This is a genomic window from Streptomyces sp. NPDC050433 (genome assembly GCF_044458565.1).
Taxonomy (GTDB): domain Bacteria; phylum Actinomycetota; class Actinomycetes; order Streptomycetales; family Streptomycetaceae; genus Streptomyces.
The window spans coordinates 197,410-220,247 of record NZ_JBITIB010000003.1; the positions used below are offsets into that span (position 1 = coordinate 197,410).

Below are 22,838 nucleotides of genomic sequence, written 5' to 3' on the forward strand. Positions count from 1 at the left end.
TCAGGTCGGGAAAGTGAGGGGACCGGCCGGGTCGTCGTCCGGGGCCGACGGGGTGTAGCCCGGGTCGGACAGCGTGCCGGGGTCGCCGTCGAGCGGCATGTCGGGACCTGGCCGCTCCGGGGACATCGGCATCACCGGGTCGGAGCTGCCGGGGTCGGGGCTGTCCGTACCGCCGCCGTCCGGCACCGGCGGCTGGAGTGACGGGTCGATGATGTCGGTCTCCGGGGGGTACGGCGGCGGCACGTCAGGCTTCTTGTCCTGGTCGCCGTGGGTGCCGGTCTTCCGCTCCAGCCATGTGTTGTCAACCGCGTCGACGATCACCAGTGAGGTCACGGGCCCGGCGCCGCGGTTGACCACGACGACCCGGTCGGGCCGGTATCCGCTCCAGGGCTTGCCCTGGTGGACCGCGTCGGCGCGCCGGGCGACGGCGGGGCGCAGCGGGTTTCCGCAGGCGCAGCGGACCCTGGGCAGTCCGCGGTCGTCGACGAGGACGGCGGTACCGCTCTGGAGTACGGCCTGGAAGGCGCTGGGCGCCGCGTTCCGGTAGCCGTGGTTCGTGACGCGTACGTCGGCGCGCAGCACGGCGGGGGTGAGGCCGCGCAGGAACGTCGGGACGGACGCGGGGCGGATGCCCGCGCCGCGGGCGAAGGCGGTGGCCTTGGCGCGGTCGTCGGTCAGCAGGCGGACCTGCGCCTCGACGTCGCAGCTGGTGAGCGATTTCCTGCCGCCGTACAGCCCGGCGGTGGCGCCGGAGATGGAGCGCAGCGTCTGAGGGCCGGTGGTGGGGCCACTGGGATCACCGGGCTTCTCCGACGGCGCCGGTTCACTCGGTGCGCCCGGTTCACTCGGCGACGGTGCGGGCGAGGGGGCCGCGTCCAGCACCGGCGCCGCCGTCGACTCGGTGAACGGGGCAGGGCCGGTGGCGGCGAGTGGCTGGAGGGTGACCTTCGCGGAGGCCGCCTCCTGCGCCGCCCTGGCCGCTCGCGCGTCCGCGCCTACGCCGTCCTCGCCACAGCCGGCCGTGATCAGGATGCCGGCCGACAGCACGGCGAGCGCGGCGTGCCGACGGCGAACGGGTAGACGTCGCACGGGGTCTCCCAGGTGTTCGTCCTGTCCGGAAATGTGACTCCATATCTGCCGGACACGGGACCGCACCGCAAGCGGAGCGCCGGACGGGCTGTCGCCCGTCCGGCGCTCGATGGCAGATCTGGTGCGAGGGCGTTCCAGGGTTGTCTAGTCGATGCCCTGAAGGATGTGCGGTTCCGCGAGGTCGTCCTCGTAGCCCGCCAGCCGGATCGGTGCGGACCTGGCCCACACCTCGATGTTCCGGAGCTTCTGGGGACCGCCGCTGCGGTCACCGCTCCCTCCACCGCTCCGTTCCGCCGGGCTGTTCTCGTGCTGAGCCAATTCAGGTGTCACCGCGCACTCCTTTGTGTCGCGTAACCCCGGACGCACCGAAGACGAACTCGTACCGGGCGCCGAACGGGGGCAGGGGCAGGGTCGGTTCGGTCGCGGTGGCGCCGGTTTTCGGGCGGGGCGGTGGCCTGGTTGCAGGCCTGTCCCCAGACGGCCGAGGAACCTTCGTGCGGTTCCTGGGTGGCGTCCGTGCGCCATACAGTAACCAAATGAGCGCGGGTGCGCTCGATGGGGTCCGCGACGTGGGTCACTTCCGGACAGCGCTCCGCGGGCCGTGAGCGGCGGCCAGCCCCCCTGCCGGTCGGCGGGGTCTACCAGTTGGCCGGCGCGTAATCCTTGAGGAAACAGCCGTACAGATCCTCGCCGGCCTGACCGCGCACGATCGGGTCGTAGACGCGGGCCGCGCCGTCGATGAGGTCGAGCGGGGCGTGGAAGCCCTCGTCTGCGAGCCGCATCTTGTCCGGGTGCGGGCGCTCGTCGGTGATCCAGCCGGTGTCGACGGCGGTCATCAGGATGCCGTCGGACTGGAACATCTCCTGCGCGCTGGTCCGGGTCAGCATGTTGAGCGCGGCCTTCGCCATGTTCGTGTGCGGATGGCCGGCGCCCTTGTAGCCGCGGCTGAACACACCCTCCATCGCCGACACGTTCACGACGTACGTACGCCCCGCCGCCGCTGCCGCCATCGCCGGGCGCAGTCGGCTGATCAGGATGAACGGCGCGGTGGAGTTGCACAGTTGGACTTCGAGAAGCTCCACCGGATCGACGTCCGAGACCGTCTGGATCCAGCTGTTGGTGTCGTGCAGGTCGGGCACGAGCCCGCCCGCGTCGATCGCCGTTCCCGCCTCGATACGGGCGAGCGTGGCCGAGCCGCCGACGAGGGCCAGTTCCGTGATGTCCGACGCGCTCAGCGCCTCGCCGCCGCCGGCGGGCAGCACGGCCTGCGCACCGCTGCCGAACGCGCCGATGACGTGCGAGGACGGGAGTTCACCGGCGGGCAGCGGCGCGGACTCGGCGGCCAGCAGCTCGCTGTAGGCCTGCGGGGAGCGGCGTACCGTCTGCGCGGCGTTGTTGATGAGGATGTCCAGCGGACCCTCGGCCGCGACGGAGTCGGCGAGAGCGACGACCTGGGCCGGGTCGCGCAGGTCTATCCCGACGATCTTGAGCCGGTGGATCCAGTCGGCGCTGTCCTCCATCGCCTTGAAACGGCGGATCGCGTCGCTGGGGAAGCGGGTGGTGATGGTGGTGTGCGCGCCGTCGCGCAGCAGCCGCAGTGCGATGTACATGCCGATCTTGGCGCGCCCGCCGGTCAGCAGGGCGCGCTTGCCGGTGAGATCCGTACGGGCGTCGCGGCGAGCCCGGTTCTCGGCAGCGCAATCCCGGCAGAGCTGGTGGTAGAACGCGTCGACCTCGACGTACCGGGTCTTGCAGATGTAGCAGGAGCGCGGGCGTTGGAGGATTCCGGCGATCTCACCGGCGACCGAGGACGACGGCAGGAGGCCCTGCGTCTCGTCGTCGATGCGCTCGGCGGATCCGGTGGCCGTCGACTCGGTGACCGCCTTGTCGTTGGCGGTCTTCGCCGCCCGGCGCTCCTGGCGGCGGCGCTGCTTGACGGTGCGGTAGATCCCGGCGGTGGCGCGGCGTACGGCGACGGCGTCGGGGTGGTCGACGTCCAGCTTGTCCAGCTCGTCGAGCACGGCCAGACAGACGGCCATGCGCTCGGGATCGATTCCGGGGCCGTACACGGCGTCCGGTCCGCTCTCGCCGACCGTGGTCCCGTCATCTGTCAACGTCATCGCCGGTGCCGTTCCCTATCACTCGTCACTCACCCGTCCGGGGGCACTCACCCGACCGGGTCATCCGCCCCGTGCCCTGCACGGATACGGCCGTCCGGCCGAGCGGCCTCGAACAGTTTGCCATGAGGCACCGGGCATTTATTCACGCCCCAACTACACATAAAGGTGAATAAGGGGCAGAATGGTCTTGTACCGCTCGATCCGGTGCAGCACGGTCGCACCTCTCAGACCGAAGGAGTCGAGACTCATGGCCGATGTTTCACACACCAGGGGAGCTACAGGTGCTCACCCTGGTGCAACCGACACCAGGGGAGACATAGGCGCTCACCCTGACGTACCAGAGATGCGAGCGAGGTACGCCCGCGTGCTCGGTGGACGTGACGTGGCGCTGCTGGACGGGCCGATCTTTCTCGCCGGCCTGTTCATCGCACTCTCGCCGTGGATCCTTCACTACACGACCAGCCAGCCGGGTCTCGTGGTCCACAACGTGATCATGGGCATCGCGATCGCCGGCCTGGCCCTCGTATTCTCCGCCACTCCGACGAGGACGTACGGCTTCAGCTGGGCCCTGTGCCTGATGGGTGCCTGGATGGTGGCCGCGCCATGGGTCGTCGGTTCCAGCCCCGACCGTGGCGTGTTCCTCAGCCTGGTCATCCCAGGAGCGATAACCGCTGTGCTGGGCCTGGTCTGCGCGGGCGCGGCGATGATGGCGGGTCGTAAGCGCAATCGGGCGATCCGGTCGGGTCAGATGAATGAGCCGGTCCGGACGTAGCCGGACTCACCCAGCCCGATGGGGCGGGCGGACGACCACCTCAGGCCGTCCGCCCGCCCCACGCCGTGTGCGGGTCCGACCGCTCAGCCGCCGGCCGTCGCCGGGACCCGAGACGGCTCTGGGACGCGGATCCCCACGAAGGGGATACGGCGGCGGAGCCGGAAGCCCAGCGCCTCGTAGAGCCGGACCGCGTTCTCGTTGTCCACGGCCGCCTGGATGAACGGCCTCTCGCCGCGCGCCCTGATCCCCTCGGCCACCGCCAGGACGAGCCGGGCACCCAGCCCCTGGCCGCGGAACTCCGGCGCCGTACAGACGGCACTGATCTCCGTCCAGCCCGGCGGGTGCATCCGCTCCCCCGCCATCGCCACCAGCTCGCCGCCGCGGCGGACACCCAGATACGTACCCAACTCGATGGTGCGCGGCCGGAAGGGGCCCGGCCTGGTGCGCTCCACCAGGTCCAGCATCTCGGGCACATCGGCGGCGCCGAGCAGCACCGCCTCCTCGTCGGGGACGACGTCCACGGATGCGGCGGGTTCGACGGGTTCGTGGATGAGCTGGACACCGTCCACCCGGAAGGTGACCTCCCAGTCCGCCGGCGGCAGCACATTCGCCCCCGCCAGCGTGGCCGTGCCGTCGGCTCCGACGAGCGCGGCGGCGTCCGCCCAGTCGGCCGCGTCGGGCTCGTCCGGCAGGGCGAGCCAGGTCGACACCTCCGGCCGGTAGGCGAGCACCCGGCCGCGCCGCTCGGCGAAGTGGGCGTGCGGGCCGGTCAGTCCGGCCAGTACGGGATTGTCCAGCGGGTGGTACGACCGGCCTGCGGGCGCGGGAACCGGCCCGGCGGCGCTCACGCCCCGACCTCGATCACGACCTTGCCGAGCGCGTGCCCGTCCTCGACGACGCGCAGCGCCTCGGCCGCCTCCGCCAGCGGGAACGTCCGCGTCACGTACGGCCGCAGAGTGCCCGCCACCACCAGCGCGGCCACCTCTTCGAGGACGGCGGCCGTACGCAGCCGCAGGACCGCGGCGCCCCCCAGGGTCACGACCCGCGGTTTGTCGCCCGCGCTGATGAGCTTCGTCAGGTCCGGAACAAGCCCGGCGACGGCCTCCAGGTCGGCGCCGCCCACGAGGTCGAAGACCGCGTCGACGCCCTCGGGTGCGGCGGCCCGCACCCGCTCCTGAAGTCCGGGGCCCGGCGCGAGGTGGACGGCGCCCAGCGACTCCACGAAGTCCTTCTTGCCGGCGCTCGCCGTGCCGATGACGCGGATCCCCGCGCCGGTCGCGATCTGTGTCGCGGCCACGCCCACCCCGCCACCCGCGCCGGTGATCAGCAGGGTCGCGCCGGCAGGCAGGGCCAGCTGCTGGATGCCGTCGTACGCGGTCGCGGCGGCGACCGGCAGGGCCGCAGCGTCGGTGAACGACACGGCGGCCGGTTTGTGGGCGGTGATCGCGGCGGGCAGCAGGGTGTACTCGGCGTATCCACCGGTGAGGGTGGAGCCGAACACGGCGTCCCCCACGGCGAATCCGCGCACCCCCTCACCGACCTGCTCGACCACTCCGGACGCCTCGCTGCCGAACACGGTGGGCAGCGGCTTCGGGGTCGAGCCCGGCCGGTTGTAGCCCTCGCGGAGCTTCCAGTCGACGGGGTTGACGCCTGCCGCCCGGACGGCGACGAGGAGTTCGCCGGGGCCGGGGGCGGGCTTCGGCTGGTCGACGAAGGCTTCACCCTCCGGGCCGCCGAACCGGGTGTAGACGTACGCCTTGGGCATGTGGTCCTCGCTCTGACTGCTGACGTCGGTGGCCGTACCAAAGACCAGTCCTGGGACGACAGCATTGTCAAGTGCGGGCTCCGACCTGCTTATTCCCGGCGCGGCGCACTGTTCTTTCGGTCCCTCCTCCGGGCGCCGGACCGAAGCGGCCCGGCGCCCGGAGATCAGGGGTTCAGGAGTTCGCGCACTCCATCGACGCCGGGTCGGACGCGTCGCGGATCAGGGCCTCGTGTGCCGCCTTGAGCCGCTGGACATCGGGCTTCATGACCTTGCGGTCGTAGGTGAGGAGCCCGTTGAGTTCACCTTCCACATCGGTGATCTGGGTGTAGACGGCTCCGTTGCTCCCCCGGCAGGCGAGGTCGCGTACGTTGTCGAGCTGCCCCAGGTACTCGTCCGTGTACTTCTCCTTGTCGACGCCGACATAGGTGTGCTGGACCGGCCAGGCGTGACCCGGTACGGCGAGCCCGAGACCGCCGTACTCGCCGCTGACCAGCGCCCGTTTCCCGTCCGGCGCGGGCAGCAGCGGCGTCGGATAGCCGTGCGCGTCGGCGATGTCGCCGTTCTTGCCGTCGACGGCCCCGCAGCAGTTGACGCCGCTCATGTTGTTGACCAGCCGGGTCGGGTCCCAGCCCTTGGCCTGGTCGGCGATCCGTGCCTGGTCGTACTGGCCCCAGCCTTCGTTGAAGGGCACCCACATGATCACCGAGGGGCTGCTCGCGTGCTGGTCGATCATCTCCTTCATCTCGTGTTCGAACTGGGCCGCGGCGGGGGCGGCCGGGGACTTCGGCATCGACGGCATGTCCTGCCAGACGAGCAGCCCCAGCTTGTCCGCCCAGTAGAACCACCGGTCCGGCTCCACCTTGATGTGCTTGCGCACGGAGTTGTAGCCGAGGTCCTTGTGCTTCTTGAGGTCGAACGCGAGCGCCTCGTCGGTCGGCGCGGTGTGCAGTCCGTCCGGCCAGAAGCCCTGGTCGAGCGTGGCCATCAGGAAGACGGGCTTGCCGTTGAGCACGGTGCGCGGCACGCCGTCGACCTTCTCGACGGCGATGGAGCGCATGCCGAAGTAGCTGCTCAGCCGGTCGCCGGAGCTGTCGCCGCCGACCCGCTCGCCGCCGATCCGCACATCCAGCTTGTACAGATACGGATCCTCCGGCGACCACAGGCGCGGATCGGGCACCGGCACGCTGAGCGGCGCTCCCGTACGACCCCTGACCGTGCCCACCTTGCGCTTGCCCTCGTACGCGGTGGCCGTCACCGGCACCCCGTCGCGTACGCCGCGCACCTCGACCGCCAGCTTCTCGCCCGCCACGTCCGGGGTGAGCTTCAGCGAGTCGGCGTGGTCGGCGGCGACCGGCTCCATCCAGACGGTCTGCCAGATGCCGGACGAGGAGGTGTAGAAGATGCCGCTCGGGTCCAGGCGCTGCTTGCCCATGGGCGGGTTCTCGCCGCCGGCGGCGTCGGTCGGGTCGTACACGCCGACGATCAGCTCCTGCGTACGGCCGGGCTTGAGCGCGTCGGTGACGTCCACGCTGAACCGGTCGTAGCCGCCCTTGTGTTCGGTGACCTTCTCGCCGTTGACGTAGACGGTGGACTGCCAGTCGACGGCGTCGAAGTTCAGCTTGAGACGCTTGCCCGCCTTGCTGTTCCCGCCGTCGCTGATGTCCCAGCTGTCGGGCACGGTGAAGGTACGGCGGTACCACATGCGGTCCTCGTGCCGTTCGAGACCGGAGAGCTGCGACTCGACGGGGTACGGGACGAGGATCTTCTCCCGCAGCTTCTTGCCGACCGGCGGGCGCTCGCCCTGCTCGGCGGCGGCGAACTGCCACTCACCGTTGAGATTGCGCCACGCGTCGCGGGTCATCTGCGGACGCGGGTACTCGGGCAGCGCGTTGTCGGGGCCGACGTCCTTGGCCCAGGGGGTGGAGAGCTGGTACTCGGATTTGTTCGGTCCACTGCTCCAGAACTCACCGACGGGGTCGGCGTCCTGCGACGTGAGGCCGCCCTGGCCGTCGTAACGGATGTCGGCGGAGCCGCCCTTGCCGACCACGGGTTCCTTGAGGCCGACCAGCAGGCTGCGGGCGTTCGCGGGGTCCTTCTTCACCGACGTCATCGGCCACTCGGCGCCACCGATGACGGCGTCGAGATGACCGGCGAGACCGGCCGGGACGGCGGCGAGCTCCTGTGCGAACTCCATCCGCAGCGTGCGGCCGTCGGCCAGTACGGTGGTGGCGATGGCACCGTCGTAGGCGAAGTCGTCGGGGAGCCGGAAGGCCGAGGTGGGCACGGGCTCTTTCGCGCCACCGGGTTCGGTCCAGTTCAGATGGAGGTTCGAGCCGCCGACGTTCTCGAAGAACTCGACCTTGATGTCGTACTCCTGGCCTCCGGTCAGCTCGATCGGGTCGGCGGTCTGCTCCTTCTCCCAGTCGTCCACCCAGTGGTCGATGGCGATCTCGCCGTCGATCCAGAGCCGGAATCCGTTGTCGCCGATCATCGAGAAGGTGTGCGGGCCGCTCTGTTCAGGGACGATCTTCCCGGTCCAGCGGACGGTGGCGTGATCGGCGCTGCCGGTGGCCGTGGAGAGCCGGGATTCGAGGCTGTCGAAGTCGATCTGCGGGTCGAAGCCGGTGGCCTTCAGCTCGTGGAAGTCGAAGGCGCCGGGTGCGGACGAGGAGTAGTACTCGCCCTTGAGTCCATGGGGCACGACCGGGTCGTCCGCGGCCGATGCCGCCGGGATCGCCGTGAGTCCGGCGACGCCCAGGGCGGCGGCGAGCAAGAGGGCCAATTTTCTTCGGATGCGCACAAATCCTCCTTGCTGCTGGCCCCGGTCGGGTGACCTGCGTCATCCGACGGGGTCCGAGGGTGGCGGCTCGTTGCGACAGTCTGTACAACGTTGGAAGGAACGGCAGTTGGCATGACAACATGCCGGTCCACTTGCTGTCCAGGGCCATGACAAAGCGCGTCCCGCAACGTATATAACGTTGTACAGATTGGGCAGGGGCGACCTTCGGGCCGACCTCGGAGGGGAAATACGGTGACCGTCAGCCTCAAGGACGTCGCGGAGCGCGCGGGCGTTTCGATCAAGACCGTGTCGAACGTGGTGAACAACTACCGGCATGTCACCCCGGCGATGCGGGCCCGGGTCCAGCTGGCCATCGACGAGCTGGGCTACCGGCCGAATCTCACGGCCCGGCATCTGCGCAAGGGCCGCACCGGGATCATCGCGCTGGCGGTGCCCGAGCTGGGCAACCCGTACTTCGCCGAACTGGCGGGATCGGTCATCGACGTGGCGGCGGAGCACGAGTACACGGTGCTGCTCGACCACACGGGTGGCCGCCGCGAGCAGGAGGTCCTGGTCAGCCAGGGCTTCCGGGCACGGGTGATCGACGGGCTGATCCTGAGCCCGATCGAGCTGGAGACCGAGGACCTGCTGGGCCGGGACCAGGACGCGCCGCTGGTGCTGCTCGGCGAGCGGGAGTACGACCTGCCGTACGACCACATCGCGATCGACAACGTGGCCGCCGCCCGGACGGCGGTACGGCACCTGCTCGATCTCGGCCGGTCGACGATCGCGTTCCTGGGCGCCAGGACCGACCGGGTCAACGAGCCGTCGCATCTGCGACTGCGCGGCTGGCGCGCCGAGTTGAAGGCCGCCGGGCTGCCGGCGCCGGACTCCCTGATCGCCCCGACCGGCGGCTGGGACCATGCCAACGGCGCCGACGCGATGAATCAGCTGCTCGACTCGGGTGTGACGCCCGACGCGGTCTTCGCGTACAACGACCTGATCGCCATCGGGGCGATGCGGGTGCTGTCCGAGCGGGGACTGCGGGTCCCCGAGGACGTCGCGGTCGTCGGCTTCGACGACATCACCGAGGGCCGGTACGGGGCTGTGACCCTCACCACCATCTCGCCGGACAAACAGACCATCGCCCGGCTCGCCGTGCGCTCGGTCGTCAACCGGCTGCTGGGCACAGGAGACCCCGTCGGCAACAGCTCACGCGAACTCCGTGCCGATTTCCGGCTGGTGGAGCGGGAGAGCACACTCGGCAGCCGACAGGACCGTCACTGAGACCGCCACCGGCCCCCGCACGTGGAGCCGTTATCGCGCGAAGGCTTTACAGCCTTCGTACAACGATGTAAAAACCGTTCCGAACGACTCCCGCACATCTGCTCCAGCAGTCCGTCGGGCCGACGGTCGATCAGACCGGCGGCCCGGCAGTCCAGTTCGCCAGTTCTGTACGAGCCGACCTCCGCGAGCGTCCCGGTCGCCGGAGCCGCGCCGAGATGGGGATCCTCATGAAGCTTTCCGCCGTCCGCCGTACCACCACCACTACCGTCCTCGCCGCGAGTCTCGTCGGCGCACTCGCGCTCAGCGGCTGCGCCAAGTCAGAGGACGACGCCGCCGACAAGAGCTCGTCGGCCGGCGAGAAGGACAGCGGCCAGGTCGTCGCCACGCCCGGCGCGGACGACAAGACCTGTGACATCACGCAGTTCGGCGGCGAGAAGACCGACCTCAAGAGCGCCACGGTCGGTTTCTCGCAGTCCGAGAAGGAGGCCAATCCCTTCCGGATCGCCGAGACCGCGTCCATCAAGGCCGAGGCCGAGGAGCGGGGCATCAAGCTCCTGTCCGCCAACGCCCAGACGCAGTTCTCCAAGCAGATCAGCGACGTCCAGGACCTGATAGCCAAGGGCGCCGACCTGTTGGTGATCGCGCCCCTCAACTCCGACGGCTGGGGCCCGGTGCTGCGCAGCGCCGCGGCGAAGAAGATCCCGATCATCACCATCGACCGCAAGATCAACGCAACCGCCTGCAAGGACTATGTGAGCTTCATCGGCTCGGACTTCATCGAGCAGGGCAAGCGCGCGGCCGACCAGATGATCGAGGCGACCGGCGGCAAGGGCGAGGTCGCGATCCTGCTCGGCGCCGCCGGAAACAACGTCACCACCGAACGCACCAAGGGCTTCAAGGACCAGATCAAGGCCAAGGCCCCTGGTCTGAAGGTGGTGTTCGAGCAGACCGGTGAGTTCGCCCGTGAGAAGGGCCAGCAGGTCACCGAGCAGCTCATCCAGTCGAACCCCGGTATCACCGGGATCTACGCCGAGAACGACGAGATGGGCCTCGGCGCGGTCAACGCCCTGAAGGGCGCGGGCAAGAAGGCCGGAGCCGTCAAGATCGTGACGGTCGACGGCACCCGTAACGCCGTCCAGGGCATCGTCGACGGCTGGATCTCCGGGGTCGTGGAGTCCAACCCGCGCTTCGGGCCGCTCGCCTTCCAGACCCTCGACGCCTTCACCAAGGGCGAGAAGGTCGCACAGGACATCGTCATCCAGGACGGCGCCTACACCCCGCAGAACGCCAAGTCCGATCTGGGCAAGGCCTACTGACGTGCTGTCGGTCACCGGTCTGACCAAGACGTTCCCGGGCGCACGCGCGCTGGACGGCGTGGACTTCGCCGCACTGCCGGGCGAGGTCCACGCGCTCATCGGCGAGAACGGCGCCGGGAAGTCCACCCTCATCAAGGTGCTCACCGGTGTGTACCAGCCCGACGCGGGCGAGATCGTCCACGACGGGCGTCCGGTGCGCTTCCAGACCCCGCTGGAGGCGCAGCACGCCGGAATCTCCACGATCTACCAGGAGGTCAACCTCGTCCCGCTGATGAGCGTGGCACGCAATCTGTTCCTGGGGCGCGAGCCCCGGAACAGACTGGGGCTGATCGACTTCCGCCGGATGCACGGCGAGGCCGACGAGGCGCTGCGCTCGCTGGGACTGCGGGTCGACGTCAAGCGTCCGCTGCGGACGCTGGGCGTCGGCGCGCAGCAGATGGTGGCGCTCGCCAGGGCGGTCTCCGTCGACGCGCGGGTGGTCATCATGGACGAGCCGACGTCGTCGCTCGAACCGCGCGAGGTGCGCACCCTGTTCGGCGTGATCCGGATGCTCAAGGAGCGCGACATCGCGGTGGTGTACGTGAGCCACCGGCTGGACGAGCTGTACGAGGTCTGCGACAAGGTCACGGTGCTGCGCGACGGCAAGCTCGTGCACACCGGGATGATCGCGGAACTCGACCGGCTGCGGCTGGTGTCGCTGATGCTCGGCCGTGAGATGGGCGAGGTGAGCAGCGAGGGGGTCACCAAATTCACCGGCGACCACCACGCGGGCCGTGAACCGGTGCTCAGTGCAGCGGATCTGACGGTACGTCACACGTTGCACCAGGTGTCGGTCGATGTCCGGCCCGGCGAGGTCGTGGGCCTCGGCGGGCTGCTCGGCTCGGGCCGCAGCGAGACGGCGAAGGCCATCGCGGGCGCGCTGCCGCCGGACTCCGGGAAGGTGGTGGTGGCGGGCTCCGCCGTACGTACGGGCTCCACGCCGGCCGCCATCCGGGCCGGCATCAGCCTGCTGCCCGAGGACCGCAAGGCCGAGGGCATCGTCCCCGGCCTGTCGGTCCGGGAGAACATCGCGCTGGCCGCGCTCCCCGGTCTCTCCCGGTTCGGCCTGGTGGACGACACCAAGGTCGACCGGATCGTGGACACCTTCATGAAGCGGCTGCGGATCAAGGCGTCGGGGCCGCACCAGAAGGTCGGCGAGCTGTCCGGCGGCAATCAGCAGAAGGTGCTGCTGGCCCGCTGGCTGGCGATGCAGCCGAAGGTGCTGCTGCTGGACGAACCGACCCGAGGCATCGATGTCGGCGCCAAGGCCGAGGTGCAGGGCCTGATCGACGAACTCGCCGACGAGGGGCTCGGGGTGCTGCTGATCTCCTCCGACATGGAGGAGCTGATCGAGGGGTCGGACCGGGTGGTGGTCCTCAAGGACGGCGTCGTGGTCGCGGAGTTGACCGGTGACGACGTCACGCAGGACCAGTTGCTGCGGGCGATCGCGGCGGCGCCGGAGTCGGACGCGGCGCTCAAGACGGTCACCCCGGACGCGGCGGCGATCGTGGCCGCGGCGGCGCCCGACACGGCGTCGGCCCCCGCACCGGTGGACACGACCTCCTCAGGAGGGGAGAGGGACCATGACTGAACTCGCCCTGAAGCGCGCCCCCGTCGACCGCGCGCGGCTGCTGCGTCTGCTCCAGGACTACGGGGTGTACGCGGGCGTCGCCGTCCTGCTGCTGGTCAACATCGCGCTCACCCCGCACTTCCTGTCCACGGAGAACTTCCGTACCCAGGCCGTGCAGGTGGCGCCGGTGCTGATCGTCGCGCTGGGCATGGCGCTGGCGATCGGCAGCGAGGGCGTCGACCTGTCGGTGGGCTCGGTGATGGCCCTGTCGACGTCCCTGCTGTCGCTGTACCTCGGCTACGGCCCATGGGTCGCGCTGATCGTGGCGATGCTGGGCGGCGCCGTCATCGGCCTCGCCAACGGGTCGCTCATCGCGTTCATCGGTGTCCAACCCATCGTCGCCACACTGGCGTTGATGGTCGCGGGGCGCGGTATCGCCCTCGTACTGCTGCCGCAGCTCAAGGACGTACGCGACCCCGGCATGTCCTCACTCGGCTCGGGCGATCTGTTCGGCGTCCCGTATCTCGTACTGATCGCCGCCGCCCTGGCCGTCGCCGTCGGATTCACCGTGAAACGTACGACCTTCGGCCGGCAGCTCCTCGCGATCGGCGACAGCCGGCCCGCCGCGCAGCTCGCCGGACTGCCGGTACGGCGCGTGCTGATCCTCGTCTATGTCATCTGCGGTGTGCTCGCCGCGATCGCGGGCGTGCTCGCCACCGCGCGGCTCCAGGCCAGCGACCCGACCTCGCTCGGCACGCTGATGGAGCTGTCGGCGATCACCGCGGTGGTCGTCGGCGGCACGCCGCTCAGCGGCGGCCGGATCCGCATCGGCGGCACGGTGGCCGGCGCCGTACTGATCCAGCTGCTGACGGCGACGCTCATCAAGCACGATCTGCCGCCCTCCTGGACGCAGATCGCCCAGGCCGTCGTGATCGTGCTGGCGGTCTACGCGGCACGCGAACGGGGAAAGCGATGACCCACACCCACACGGAGCGTCCGGCCCCCGCCACGGGCAACGGCCCCTCCCCCGGCAAGGACACTGACGAGGCACCCCTCGGCGCGAGCCGGGCCGAGCGGCTGAGCGCGCTCGCCCAGCAGCACGGCGCGCTCGTCACGCTGCTGCTCGTCGCCATCGGCGCGTCGATCGGCTTCGACACCTTCCTGACCGGCGACAACCTGGAGAACATGGCGGTCTCGTCGGCGTTCCTGGCGATCGTCGCCCTCGGCATGACCTTCGTGATCATCACCGGCGGGATCGATCTGTCCGTCGGCTCCCTCTTCGCGCTCGGCGGGGTGCTGGGCGCCTGGGGATCGCAGTACGGCACGCTCGTGGCGCTGCTGCTGCCGCTCGCCGTCTGCGGTCTGATCGGCCTGGTCAACGGTCTGCTGATCGCGAAGGCCCGGCTCGCGCCGTTCATCGTCACGCTCGCGGCGATGCTCGCCGCCCGCGGCATCCTGCTGGCCATCACCGACGAGGGCTCCAACACCTATCTGGTGGACGAGAAGTCCTTCTTCGCGAGCCTCGGCCAGGAGAAGCTGCTGGGCATCGGGGTGCCGGTGTGGATCACGGCGGCACTCTTCGTCGCGGGCGCGGTGATGCTGCGGCGCAGCCGGTTCGGCCAGTACGTGTACGCGGTCGGCGGCAACGAGGACGCCGCGGCGCTGATGGGCGCGCCCGTGGCCCGTACGAAGATCGCCGTCTACACCCTCTCCGGCCTGTGCGCCGGACTGGCCGGGGCGCTGAACGCGGCCTGGCTGGTCTCGGGCGTCACGATCCTCGGCACCGGCATGGAGCTGGAGGCGATCGCGGCCGTCGTCATCGGCGGCACGCTGCTGACCGGCGGCTTCGGGTTCATCAGCGGCTCGCTGGTGGGCGTGCTGCTGCTGAAGGTCATCCAGAACGTCATCAACCAGATCGGCTCGCTCGACTCGGCGTACCAACAGGTCGTCAGCGGCGCGTTCCTGGCGGTCGTGGTGATCGCCCAGACCTGGCTGGGCAGGCGGCGCCGGATGGTGTGAGGGGCCGAGGTTTATTGAGGCCGTGCGGCAACGATCGAGGGGCGGCACAGTCTCGCTGCCCCTCGATCGTCACTCCACGCCTACCAGCACAGTTCCCCGGTTTCGTCCTGGAACGTTCCTGTCGGACCGTCCGCGTCGAGAGTCGCCATACGCACGACGACTCCGGCACTCGCCTCCGGGGGCCGATCCGGGGCTACTGGCCCGCCACGTCACCATCTTGGGCATTCGGCATCGCCGTACAGGACCTAGTAGGGCACCGTGTCGCACAAGGTCTCCGCCCAGGCGGAGGCTCCGTACTTGTTGGCCGCGCGCACCGTGACGCAGATCTCGTCGCCGGAGTACGGACCCTTGATCGTGTAGCTGGTGCTGCCCGTTGAGTAGGTGGTGTCGACGTTCTTCTCAGTGAAGTCGCTGCCCTTGTTGGTGTACTGGATGTCGTACCTGGTCGCCCGGGGAATCGCCGACCAGCTCACCTTGATCGGCATGTCGCACGCGCCGACACACGAGTTGGTGTAGTCAGCCTTGTAGCTCGTCAGTGCGGGCGGCCTCGCGCCGCCGGAGCCGGACGAATCTCCGCCGCCCGAGCCCGAGGAGCCGGACGGTTCCGTGGGGCCGGGCCCGCCGCCGCTGTCGGAGCCGCTGTCGCGTTCGGATGAACTGCCGTCAGTCCTACGGGCGTTCGGCCCATCCGACGGGTCTTTGGCGCCCTGACCCTTCTCTCCGTTGTCGCCCTTGCCGTCGTCCCCGTCCTTCCCGTTCCCTCCCTTGGTGGGAGAACCGCTTGGCGCGGAGGACGAGTTGCGGTCACCGGGAGTGGCACTCGCACTGCTGCCCGGTGGCTGGGATCGCGCTCCGTCACCGGCGCCGCCCCCGAATGGCTCGAGCATGAGGACCGTGCCGCCGCCGACGGTGATGACGGCAACGATGGGCAGAACGATGAGCCTGCGGCGCCGACGGGGCGGCTCCTCCTCCCGCCGTCGCGTCGTGGTGTCGTTGTCGGCCGGGGCGGCTTCGGGAGGCCCGCCCTTCGGCCGCAGCCCGACGGTCGCCAGATCCACGGGCTCCTCCCGCAGCGGCGCCGCCTCGGCGTCCAGCAGCCGTGCGGACTGCTGCGCCAGGTGCGCGACGACGCCGGCAGGTAGCCAGGCGCCGCCCGAGGCGGAGGGACGCGGCCGTTCGGGGTCCGCCAACAGCTCGTCGACATCAGGCCGTTGGTCGATTTCCTTCGTCAGACACCGGGCGATGAGCGCCCGCAGCGGGGCATCCTCGACGCGCGCCAGGTCGGGCTCGCCCTCCACGATCTGGAACATCACCGCGTGCTGATTGCTCGCCCCCTGCCCGAACGGCAGCTGCCCGGTCGCCGCGTACGTCAGCACACACCCAAGGGTGAACACGTCGCTCCTGGCCCCCGCGCGCTGCCCGCGCACCTGCTCAGGGGACATGAACCCGGGAGAGCCGATGGCCATCCCCGTACTGGTCAACAAGGACTCGACGGACGTCTCGAGCGCCCGCGCGATCCCGAAGTCGATGACCTTCATGCCGTCCACCGTGAGCATCACGTTGGACGGCTTCAGGTCGCGGTGCACGATCCCCGCACCGTGAATGTCCTTGAGCGCCTTCAGCAGCCCGTCGGCCAGGGTGTGCAGGGCCGCGGCCGGCAACGGCCCGTACAGCCGCACGACTTGCTCCAGCGAGAGCCCGGGAACGTAACCCGTGGCGACCCACGGCGGCTCGTCGCCCGGACCCGCGTCGAGCACCGGCGCCGTGTACCGCTCACCGACCTTCCGCGCCGCCTCGATCTCCCGCCGGAACCGCGCCCTGAAGTGCGCGTCGGACACATGCTCTTCGTGCACCACCTTCACGGCCACGGTCCGCCCGCTGTCCGCCCGCGCGAGGAACACCCGCCCCATGCCACCGGCACCGAGTCGCCCGAGCAGCAGGTACGGCCCGATGCGCACGGGGTCGCTCACCGCGAGCGGCTTGATACCCCCCTCGACGCTGTCGCCCCGCTCGTCGCGTCCGTCCCCGCTCGTACCCCTCGTACCGCTCATACTGGTGCGAATCCCCGCTCTTCCCGCCTGGTCAACGGTGCAACTCGCATGAGAGTAGACGTCGTTGATGTACCTGACGAAGTTGAGGGACGCGCTGTACGAGCGGACGGTTCTTGGGTGCGCCCACCGCAACACGATGCCCCGCGTGTTGGCTAAAGAACCCGCTGGCCCTTCCCGAGCGCGATCACCCCGTTCTTCGAGACCGTGTACAGCTCCTCGTCCCGCACCGGGTTGACGCCGATCGTGGCGCCGGGCGGGACGTCCACGTTCTTGTCGAGGATCGAGCCGCGTACGACCGCGCCGCGGCCCACCCGTACGTTGTCGTGGAGCACCGAGCCCTGCACCACGGCGCCCTCCTCGATCACCACGCCGGGCGACAGGACGGAGCGCGTCACCTGGCCCCGGATCACACAGCCGGGGGCCACGATCGACTCGCTCGCGATGCCGCCCGCCACGAATCGCGCGGGCGGGAGCTGGCCGGCGTGGGTGTAGATGGGCCAGCGTCTGTTGTCGAGGTTGAACTCCGGCTGGTGCGAGATCAGGTCCATGTGCGCGTCGTAGTACGAGTCGAGCGTCCCCACGTCGCGCCAGTAGCCGTGTTCGCGCGCGGTCTCGCCCGGTACGTGGTTGTCGTCGAAGTCGTAGACCTGCGCCATGCCCTGCTCGGTGAGCATCGGCAGGATCGAGCCGCCCATGTCGTGGACGGAGGACTCGTCCTCGGCGTCCCGGTGCAGCGCGTCCACGAGGATCTTGGTGGTGAAGAGGTAGTTGCCCATGGATGCGTAGACATGCTCGGGGTCGCCCGGCAGTCCCGGCGCGTCGGCCGGCTTCTCCAGGAAGCGGTCGACTCGGGTGCCGTCCGGTCCCGGTGTGATGATGCCGAACTGCGACGCCTCGGCGCGCGGCACCCTGATGCCGGCGACCGTGACGCCCGCGCCGCTCTCGATGTGCCGCCGCAGCATCTGCCGCGGGTCCATGCGGTAGACGTGGTCGGCGCCGAACACCGCGATGTAGTCCGGCTGTTCGTCGTGGACGAGATTCAGGGACTGCAGGATCGCGTCCGCGCTGCCGAGATACCAGCGTGGCCCGAGCCGCTGCTGGGCGGGCACCGGCGTGACGTAGTTGCCCAGCAGACTGGACATCCGCCAGGTGGTGCTCACATGGCGGTCCAGCGAATGCGACTTGTACTGCGTCAGCACGCAGTTGCGCATGATGTCGCCGTTGACGAGATTCGACAGGACGAAGTCGACCAGGCGGTACGTGCCGCCGAAGGTCACCGCCGGTTTGGCCCGGTCGGCCGTCAGCGGCATCAGCCGCTTGCCTTCCCCGCCCGCCAGCACGATCCCGAGCACCGAAGGTCCACCGCGCATCGCCGCTCCTTATGTTCGCGACCTCTGTTCCGGCCGTCCGGATCCATCTACCCCTGACGGGACTTGAGCAGCTCCTCGTACACCTCGTACGTACGCCTGGCCACCCGGTCCCAGCCGAACTCGCGCACCGCCCGGTCCCGTCCCGCCGCGCCCATCGCCGCCGCCGACTCCGGGTCGTCCAGGACCCGGTTGAGCGTCTCGGTGAGGGCTGTCTCGAAGTCCTCCGGGTGCCGCTCGTCGTACGGCACCAGCAGGCCCGTGCTGCCGTCGTCGACGACCTCCGGGATGCCGCCGACCGACGAGGCGACGACCGCCGTGCCGCAGGCCATCGCCTCCAGGTTCACGATGCCCAGCGGTTCGTACACCGAGGGGCAGGCGAACACGGCCGCGTGGCTGAGCAGTTGGACCACGTCGGGGCGCGGCAGCATCTCGGGGATCCAGAACACCCCGTCGCGGCTGCCGCTCAGCTCGTCCACCAGCTCCCGGAACTCGGCCTCGATCTCCGGCGTGTCGGGTGCGCCCGCGCAGAGCACCAGCTGTGCCTCGGGGTCGAGGGCGCGGGCGGCGCGCAGCAGATGCGGGACGCCCTTCTGCCGGGTGATACGGCCGACGAACAGCACGAAGGGGCGGTCGGGGTCGATGCCGATCCGCTCCAGTACGCCGGTGGCACGGTCCGGGCGGTAGAGGCGGGTGTCGATGCCGTTGTGGATCACCCGCACGCGGTCCGGGTCGAGCGAGGGGTAGCAGTCGAGGATGTCGGCGCGCATGCCGTGCGAGACGGCGACGACGGCGTCCGCGGACTCTATGGCGGAACGCTCGGCCCAGCCGGACAACTCGTATCCCCCGCCGAGCTGTTCGGCCTTCCAGGGCCGCAGGGGCTCCAGCGAGTGGGCGGTCATCACATGCGGGATGCCGTGGAGCATCTTGGAGACATGGCCGGCGAGCGCCGCGTACCAGGTGTGCGAGTGCACCAGGTCGCTGCCTTCGACGGCGGCGGCCATCGCGAGATCGACGGAGAAGGTGCGCAGCGCGTCGTTGGCGCCTTCGAGCCCGGCGGCGGCCCGGTGCCGTACGACACCGGGGGCGCGCTCGTCGGCGCCGGCGCCGTCCTCGCCCCAGCAGTGCACACGGAGATCGGTCAGCTCACGCAACTCACGGGCCAGGAACTCCACATGGACGCCCGCGCCTCCGTACACGTGCGGCGGGTACTCACGGGTCAGCAGCCCGACCTTCACGCCATACCCCTGTCGCCCGACGATCTCAGCCCTGTCATGGTCACCCGGAAACCTCCCGTGCGGAAGAGCGTGTCGGTGGCCGGTCGAAGACGCAGTCCCCGCAGAGGCCGCCGGACGGGCAACGGTAGTAGAGGCAGCAGCTGCGGCGCCGGAAGGATCCGTCCCGTGATGTGCCGGTGCCGCGCAGGTCGGGGTGGGTGAACAGCGCCGCGCCGATGGCGGCGGCCCGCTCGCCCGCTTCGGGCCGTCCGGCCTGTCGGCTCCAGACGCGGAGTTCGCGAACCGCCCCCGCGAGGGCGGAGCCCGCGTTGCCCCACAGCAGGCGGTGGGAGATCCGCCCGTCGGCGCGGAGGGCCGCCGCGAGCGGCACGAGGTGGCCGTACTGGACGACCTCGCGGACCGCCTCGGCGAGAGCGGTGACGGGTGGGCCGCCGGCCGTTGCGTCGACGGTCGGGACGGCGCGTGGCTCGGGCAGCCGGAGGTCGTCGGGCGAGGAGCGATGGGGGTCCCAGTACAGCCGCGCGGGGTCCAGGTCCGGGACCTCGCCGTGCAGCGCGGCCGAGCCGAGCGCGACCGACCAGAGCCGGGCGGCGAGTCCCAGCTGCGCGACGGACGCGGCGACCCGGCGCTCGGGCGCGCCGAGCTTCCCGGCGACCGTGTCGACGCGCGCCGACAGCGGTGCGAGGCCGCCCGCGTAGATCTGTGCGAACGGAACGTACGCGCCGCCGTGCGCCCCCGTCCGCAGCGCGAAGAACCCGCCCACGGAACCGACCTCCGCGAGATCCATCCGCCCTCCCTCTCCGACCGGTCCGCGACCACCCGCGACCGACCCGTGCGTCCCGATCAAGCCGATCAACCCGATCACCATCACCCGTCACTGTCCGTAACGTCGGGTGGTCGCGACAGGTGCCCGGACGGGAACCCCGTGTACACCGGTTGTCTCCACCCAGGGGCGGGGGCCACCACCAGGGGAATGACTCGGGCTCTCCGGATGTACTACTACAGCAGTACGTCGTAATGCCGTCTTCAGGACGACGACTAATCGCACCAGGCGAGAGATCGTGGATATATGAGTGCACTCGCGCTGTCCGTGCTGCTGTCACTGGTTTCCGCGGTCGCGTACGCGGCCGGGGCGATCCTTCAGGAGCGCGTCGCGGCGCACACGCCCGCCCGCCCCTACGCGCCCCTGCATCACGGCGTGTGGTGGGCCGCTGTGGCGTTGAACGGAATCGGCGCGGTGCTCCATGTCGTCGCGCTGGCGTACGGCCCACTGAGCCTCGTACAGCCACTCGGCGCCCTGACGATCGTCTTCGCCCTGCCGATGGCTGCCGTCTTCGTCCGCCGCAAGGCGGGTGCCGCCGCCTGGCGCGGCGCGCTCATGGCGACGCTCGGACTGGCGGGGCTGCTCGCACTGACCGGCTCCGCCGGCTCCCACTCGCTGGCCTCCGGTGAGCGCTTGGTGGTGGCCGGCGCCACCGTGGGCGTGGTGGCCCTGCTGTTCGTGCTCGCACAGGCCGTGCGCCGCCCGGCGGTGCGCAGTGTGCTGCTCGCCGCCTCGGCCGGTGTCGCCTTCGGTATCGCCTCGGTCTTCACCAAGACCGTCGCCGTCGACTGGACCGAGGGCTCGTTCAGCGGCCAGGTGCCGACCCTGCTGCTCATAGCGGGCCTGGCCACATCCGGCCTGCTGCTCTCGCAGGCCTCCTACCGAGGCGCGGGGCTCGCCGCGCCACTGGCCACCGTCACGGTCGTGAACCCGGTGGTCGCCGCCGCGGTCGGGCTCACCCTCTTCGACGAGGGATTCCGGTACGGCCTGACGGGCGCCCTGCTCGCCCTCGGCTTCGGTGTGCTGACCGCCGCCGGACTGGTTCTCCTGACGACGGAGCGGCTCGCCGCGCAGACGGCGGGGGCCGCCCGGCAGCCCGCCGCCGCCCAGGAGGCTCAGGAGGTGGCGGACCATGTGACGGCCGGCTCCACGGCCGCTCGCCACCACGCGGCGACGGCGGCGCCGCGTCCGGCCCGGCATCTGACCGCGCGCAAGGTGACGCACAAGTCGGAGCACGGGGTGGTGCGCCACATCCTGCGGCGGACCGTCCGGTCAGATGCGGACTCCGCCCGCCCTGAGGTAGGAGATGGGGTCGATGTCGGAGCCGTAGCCGGGCCCCGTTCGCATCTCGAAGTGGAGGTGGGGTCCCGTGCTGTTTCCGGTCGATCCTGACCGCGCGATGCGCTGGCCCGCGTTCACCTTCTGACCGTCCCGCACGTTGAGCGCCGACAGATGCGCGTACTGGCTGTATCTGCCGTCCCCGTGCCGGATGACGACCTGGTAGCCGTACGAACCCTCCCAGCCCGCCGACACGACCGTGCCGCCCGCCACGGCCTTCACCGACGTGCCGGTGGGGACCGGGAAGTCGACGCCGGTGTGGTAGCCGCTGGCCCAGGAACCGGCCTTGCGGTACGGGGTGCCGGTGCCCGCGCTGACCGGTGCGCTGAAGCCGGACGACTGCTTCGGCTTCTCGGCGGTCTTCGGCTTCTCGGCGGTCTTCGGCTTGTCGGCCGTCTTCGGCTTCTCGGTGGTCCTCGGCTTCGAGACCTGCTGCTTGGGCTGTTCCTTCTGCTTGGGCTGTTCCCTGGGCTTCTCCGCCTGCGGCTCGGCCTTCGGCTTCTCGGCCTGCTTGGACGGCTGCGCCTTCGCGGCCGGCTTCTTCGCCTCCTCCTTGGGAGGGGCGGGCGCCCCGGCGGCCGGCTTGCCCTTCGCCGGCGCCGAGACATGCAGCACCAGCTTCTGGCCGGGGAAGATCAGATCGGGGTCGCTGCCGATGACCCTGCGGTTCTCCTCGTACAGCCGCTGCCAGCCGCCCCGTATCTCCTCGGAGGCGGCGATGGCGGAGAGCGTGTCGCCTCCGGCCACGGTGTAACCCTCGCGCTCCGTCGGTACGGACGTGGGCGAAGCGGCCTTCTTGGAATCGCTCCGGGGGACGCTCTTGGTGTCATGGGCGCTCGCCTGTGAGGCCTTGGCCGGTGACACGTCGGGGGCGTCGCCACCGCGGGTGAGGCCGGCCTTGACCGAGCAGTGGGGCCACGCATGGGGCCCCTGGCCCTTGAGGACCTTCTCGGCGATGGCGATCTGCTGGTCCCTGGTGGCGAGATCGGCGCGCGGCGCGTACTGCCCGCCGCCGAACGCCTCCCAGGTGGACTGGCTGAACTGAAGCCCGCCGAAGTAGCCGTTGCCGGTGTTGATCTGCCAGTTGTTCGTGGACTCGCAGGCGGCGACCTTCTCCCACGTCTCCACGGGGGCCGCGTTGACCGTGCCGGCCCCGATGAGTGGCAGCGCGATACCCGCGCCGCCCGCCGTGACGGTGAGCGACGCACGGTTGATGCGGCTGGGCTGGTATCTGCGGTGGCGACCGGTTGCGGCCATGGTCTCGG

At 70.3% G+C, this 22,838-nt stretch carries 18 protein-coding genes; 7 read left to right on the top strand and 11 right to left on the bottom strand.

The window, feature by feature from the left end; translation table 11 throughout:
- The 3 genes from ACIBLA_RS05775 to ACIBLA_RS05785 all read right to left on the bottom strand — a co-directional run bounded on the left by ACIBLA_RS05775 (window position 1) and on the right by ACIBLA_RS05785 (window position 3,209).
- Window positions 1-1,089: a DUF6777 domain-containing protein gene (locus tag ACIBLA_RS05775; RefSeq protein ID WP_363240811.1), complete on the bottom strand. Its 1,089-nt coding sequence runs from the start codon at window positions 1,087-1,089 to the stop codon at window positions 1-3.
- 144 nt (window positions 1,090-1,233) lie between these two features.
- Window positions 1,234-1,419, bottom strand: a complete 186-nt coding sequence (locus ACIBLA_RS05780; RefSeq protein ID WP_363240810.1) for a hypothetical protein — start codon at window positions 1,417-1,419, stop codon at window positions 1,234-1,236.
- 308 nt (window positions 1,420-1,727) lie between these two features.
- Window positions 1,728-3,209, bottom strand: a complete 1,482-nt coding sequence (locus ACIBLA_RS05785) for an SDR family NAD(P)-dependent oxidoreductase (RefSeq protein WP_363240809.1) — start codon at window positions 3,207-3,209, stop codon at window positions 1,728-1,730.
- A gap of 247 nt (window positions 3,210-3,456) precedes the next feature.
- Here ACIBLA_RS05785 and ACIBLA_RS05790 point away from each other — a divergent pair, with 247 nt between their 5' ends.
- The gene (locus tag ACIBLA_RS05790; protein ID WP_363240808.1) at window positions 3,457-3,981 is read left to right on the top strand and encodes an SPW repeat protein; all 525 of its coding nucleotides are present in this window, start codon (window positions 3,457-3,459) and stop codon (window positions 3,979-3,981) included.
- A gap of 83 nt (window positions 3,982-4,064) precedes the next feature.
- Here ACIBLA_RS05790 and ACIBLA_RS05795 read toward each other — a convergent pair whose 3' ends face one another.
- The 3 genes from ACIBLA_RS05795 to ACIBLA_RS05805 all read right to left on the bottom strand — a co-directional run bounded on the left by ACIBLA_RS05795 (window position 4,065) and on the right by ACIBLA_RS05805 (window position 8,546).
- The gene (locus ACIBLA_RS05795) at window positions 4,065-4,829 is read right to left on the bottom strand and encodes a GNAT family N-acetyltransferase (protein ID WP_363240807.1); all 765 of its coding nucleotides are present in this window, start codon (window positions 4,827-4,829) and stop codon (window positions 4,065-4,067) included.
- The gene (locus tag ACIBLA_RS05800) at window positions 4,826-5,746 is read right to left on the bottom strand and encodes an NADP-dependent oxidoreductase (RefSeq protein WP_399197861.1); all 921 of its coding nucleotides are present in this window, start codon (window positions 5,744-5,746) and stop codon (window positions 4,826-4,828) included. The genes ACIBLA_RS05795 and ACIBLA_RS05800 overlap by 4 nt, the downstream gene beginning before the upstream one ends.
- Window positions 5,747-5,918: 172 nt before the next feature.
- Complete coding sequence (locus ACIBLA_RS05805) at window positions 5,919-8,546, bottom strand: PA14 domain-containing protein (protein ID WP_399197862.1); 2,628 nt, start codon at window positions 8,544-8,546, stop codon at window positions 5,919-5,921.
- 231 nt (window positions 8,547-8,777) lie between these two features.
- Between ACIBLA_RS05805 and ACIBLA_RS05810 the strand changes: the two genes are divergently transcribed.
- From ACIBLA_RS05810 to ACIBLA_RS05830, 5 genes are all read left to right on the top strand, one after another.
- A complete protein-coding gene (locus ACIBLA_RS05810; protein ID WP_363240804.1) occupies window positions 8,778-9,812 on the top strand; it encodes a LacI family DNA-binding transcriptional regulator in 1,035 nt (344 codons plus the stop codon).
- 227 nt (window positions 9,813-10,039) lie between these two features.
- The gene (locus ACIBLA_RS05815) at window positions 10,040-11,128 is read left to right on the top strand and encodes an ABC transporter substrate-binding protein (RefSeq protein WP_363240803.1); all 1,089 of its coding nucleotides are present in this window, start codon (window positions 10,040-10,042) and stop codon (window positions 11,126-11,128) included.
- A gap of 1 nt (window position 11,129) precedes the next feature.
- Window positions 11,130-12,758 carry a sugar ABC transporter ATP-binding protein gene (locus ACIBLA_RS05820; RefSeq protein WP_399197863.1) on the top strand — a complete coding sequence of 543 codons (1,629 nt, stop codon included), beginning with the start codon at window positions 11,130-11,132 and terminating at the stop codon, window positions 12,756-12,758.
- Window positions 12,751-13,713 carry an ABC transporter permease gene (locus ACIBLA_RS05825; protein ID WP_363240801.1) on the top strand — a complete coding sequence of 321 codons (963 nt, stop codon included), beginning with the start codon at window positions 12,751-12,753 and terminating at the stop codon, window positions 13,711-13,713. The genes ACIBLA_RS05820 and ACIBLA_RS05825 overlap by 8 nt, the downstream gene beginning before the upstream one ends.
- Entirely contained in the window at window positions 13,710-14,756 is a 1,047-nt protein-coding gene (locus tag ACIBLA_RS05830; RefSeq protein WP_363240800.1) for an ABC transporter permease, read from the top strand. Before ACIBLA_RS05825 ends, ACIBLA_RS05830 begins: the two co-directional genes overlap by 4 nt.
- A 245-nt stretch (window positions 14,757-15,001) precedes the next feature.
- Here ACIBLA_RS05830 and ACIBLA_RS05835 read toward each other — a convergent pair whose 3' ends face one another.
- The 4 genes from ACIBLA_RS05835 to ACIBLA_RS05850 all read right to left on the bottom strand — a co-directional run bounded on the left by ACIBLA_RS05835 (window position 15,002) and on the right by ACIBLA_RS05850 (window position 20,199).
- The gene (locus ACIBLA_RS05835) at window positions 15,002-16,807 is read right to left on the bottom strand and encodes a protein kinase (RefSeq protein ID WP_399197864.1); all 1,806 of its coding nucleotides are present in this window, start codon (window positions 16,805-16,807) and stop codon (window positions 15,002-15,004) included.
- Window positions 16,808-16,959: 152 nt separating this feature from the next.
- The gene (gene glgC / locus ACIBLA_RS05840) at window positions 16,960-18,177 is read right to left on the bottom strand and encodes a glucose-1-phosphate adenylyltransferase (protein WP_363240798.1); all 1,218 of its coding nucleotides are present in this window, start codon (window positions 18,175-18,177) and stop codon (window positions 16,960-16,962) included.
- A gap of 47 nt (window positions 18,178-18,224) precedes the next feature.
- Window positions 18,225-19,412 (bottom strand): glycogen synthase, encoded by a 1,188-nt coding sequence (glgA, locus tag ACIBLA_RS05845; RefSeq protein ID WP_399197865.1) that lies wholly within the window; start codon window positions 19,410-19,412, stop codon window positions 18,225-18,227.
- A gap of 40 nt (window positions 19,413-19,452) precedes the next feature.
- Window positions 19,453-20,199 carry a (2Fe-2S)-binding protein gene (locus ACIBLA_RS05850; RefSeq protein ID WP_399197866.1) on the bottom strand — a complete coding sequence of 249 codons (747 nt, stop codon included), beginning with the start codon at window positions 20,197-20,199 and terminating at the stop codon, window positions 19,453-19,455.
- A 282-nt stretch (window positions 20,200-20,481) separates the two neighbouring features.
- Here ACIBLA_RS05850 and ACIBLA_RS05855 point away from each other — a divergent pair, with 282 nt between their 5' ends.
- A complete protein-coding gene (locus ACIBLA_RS05855; RefSeq protein ID WP_363240795.1) occupies window positions 20,482-21,627 on the top strand; it encodes a DMT family transporter in 1,146 nt (381 codons plus the stop codon).
- Here the strand turns inward: ACIBLA_RS05855 and ACIBLA_RS05860 are convergent.
- Window positions 21,508-22,830 carry a peptidoglycan DD-metalloendopeptidase family protein gene (locus tag ACIBLA_RS05860; protein WP_399197867.1) on the bottom strand — a complete coding sequence of 441 codons (1,323 nt, stop codon included), beginning with the start codon at window positions 22,828-22,830 and terminating at the stop codon, window positions 21,508-21,510. The genes ACIBLA_RS05855 and ACIBLA_RS05860 overlap by 120 nt on opposite strands.
- Window positions 22,831-22,838: the final 8 nt, after the last annotated feature.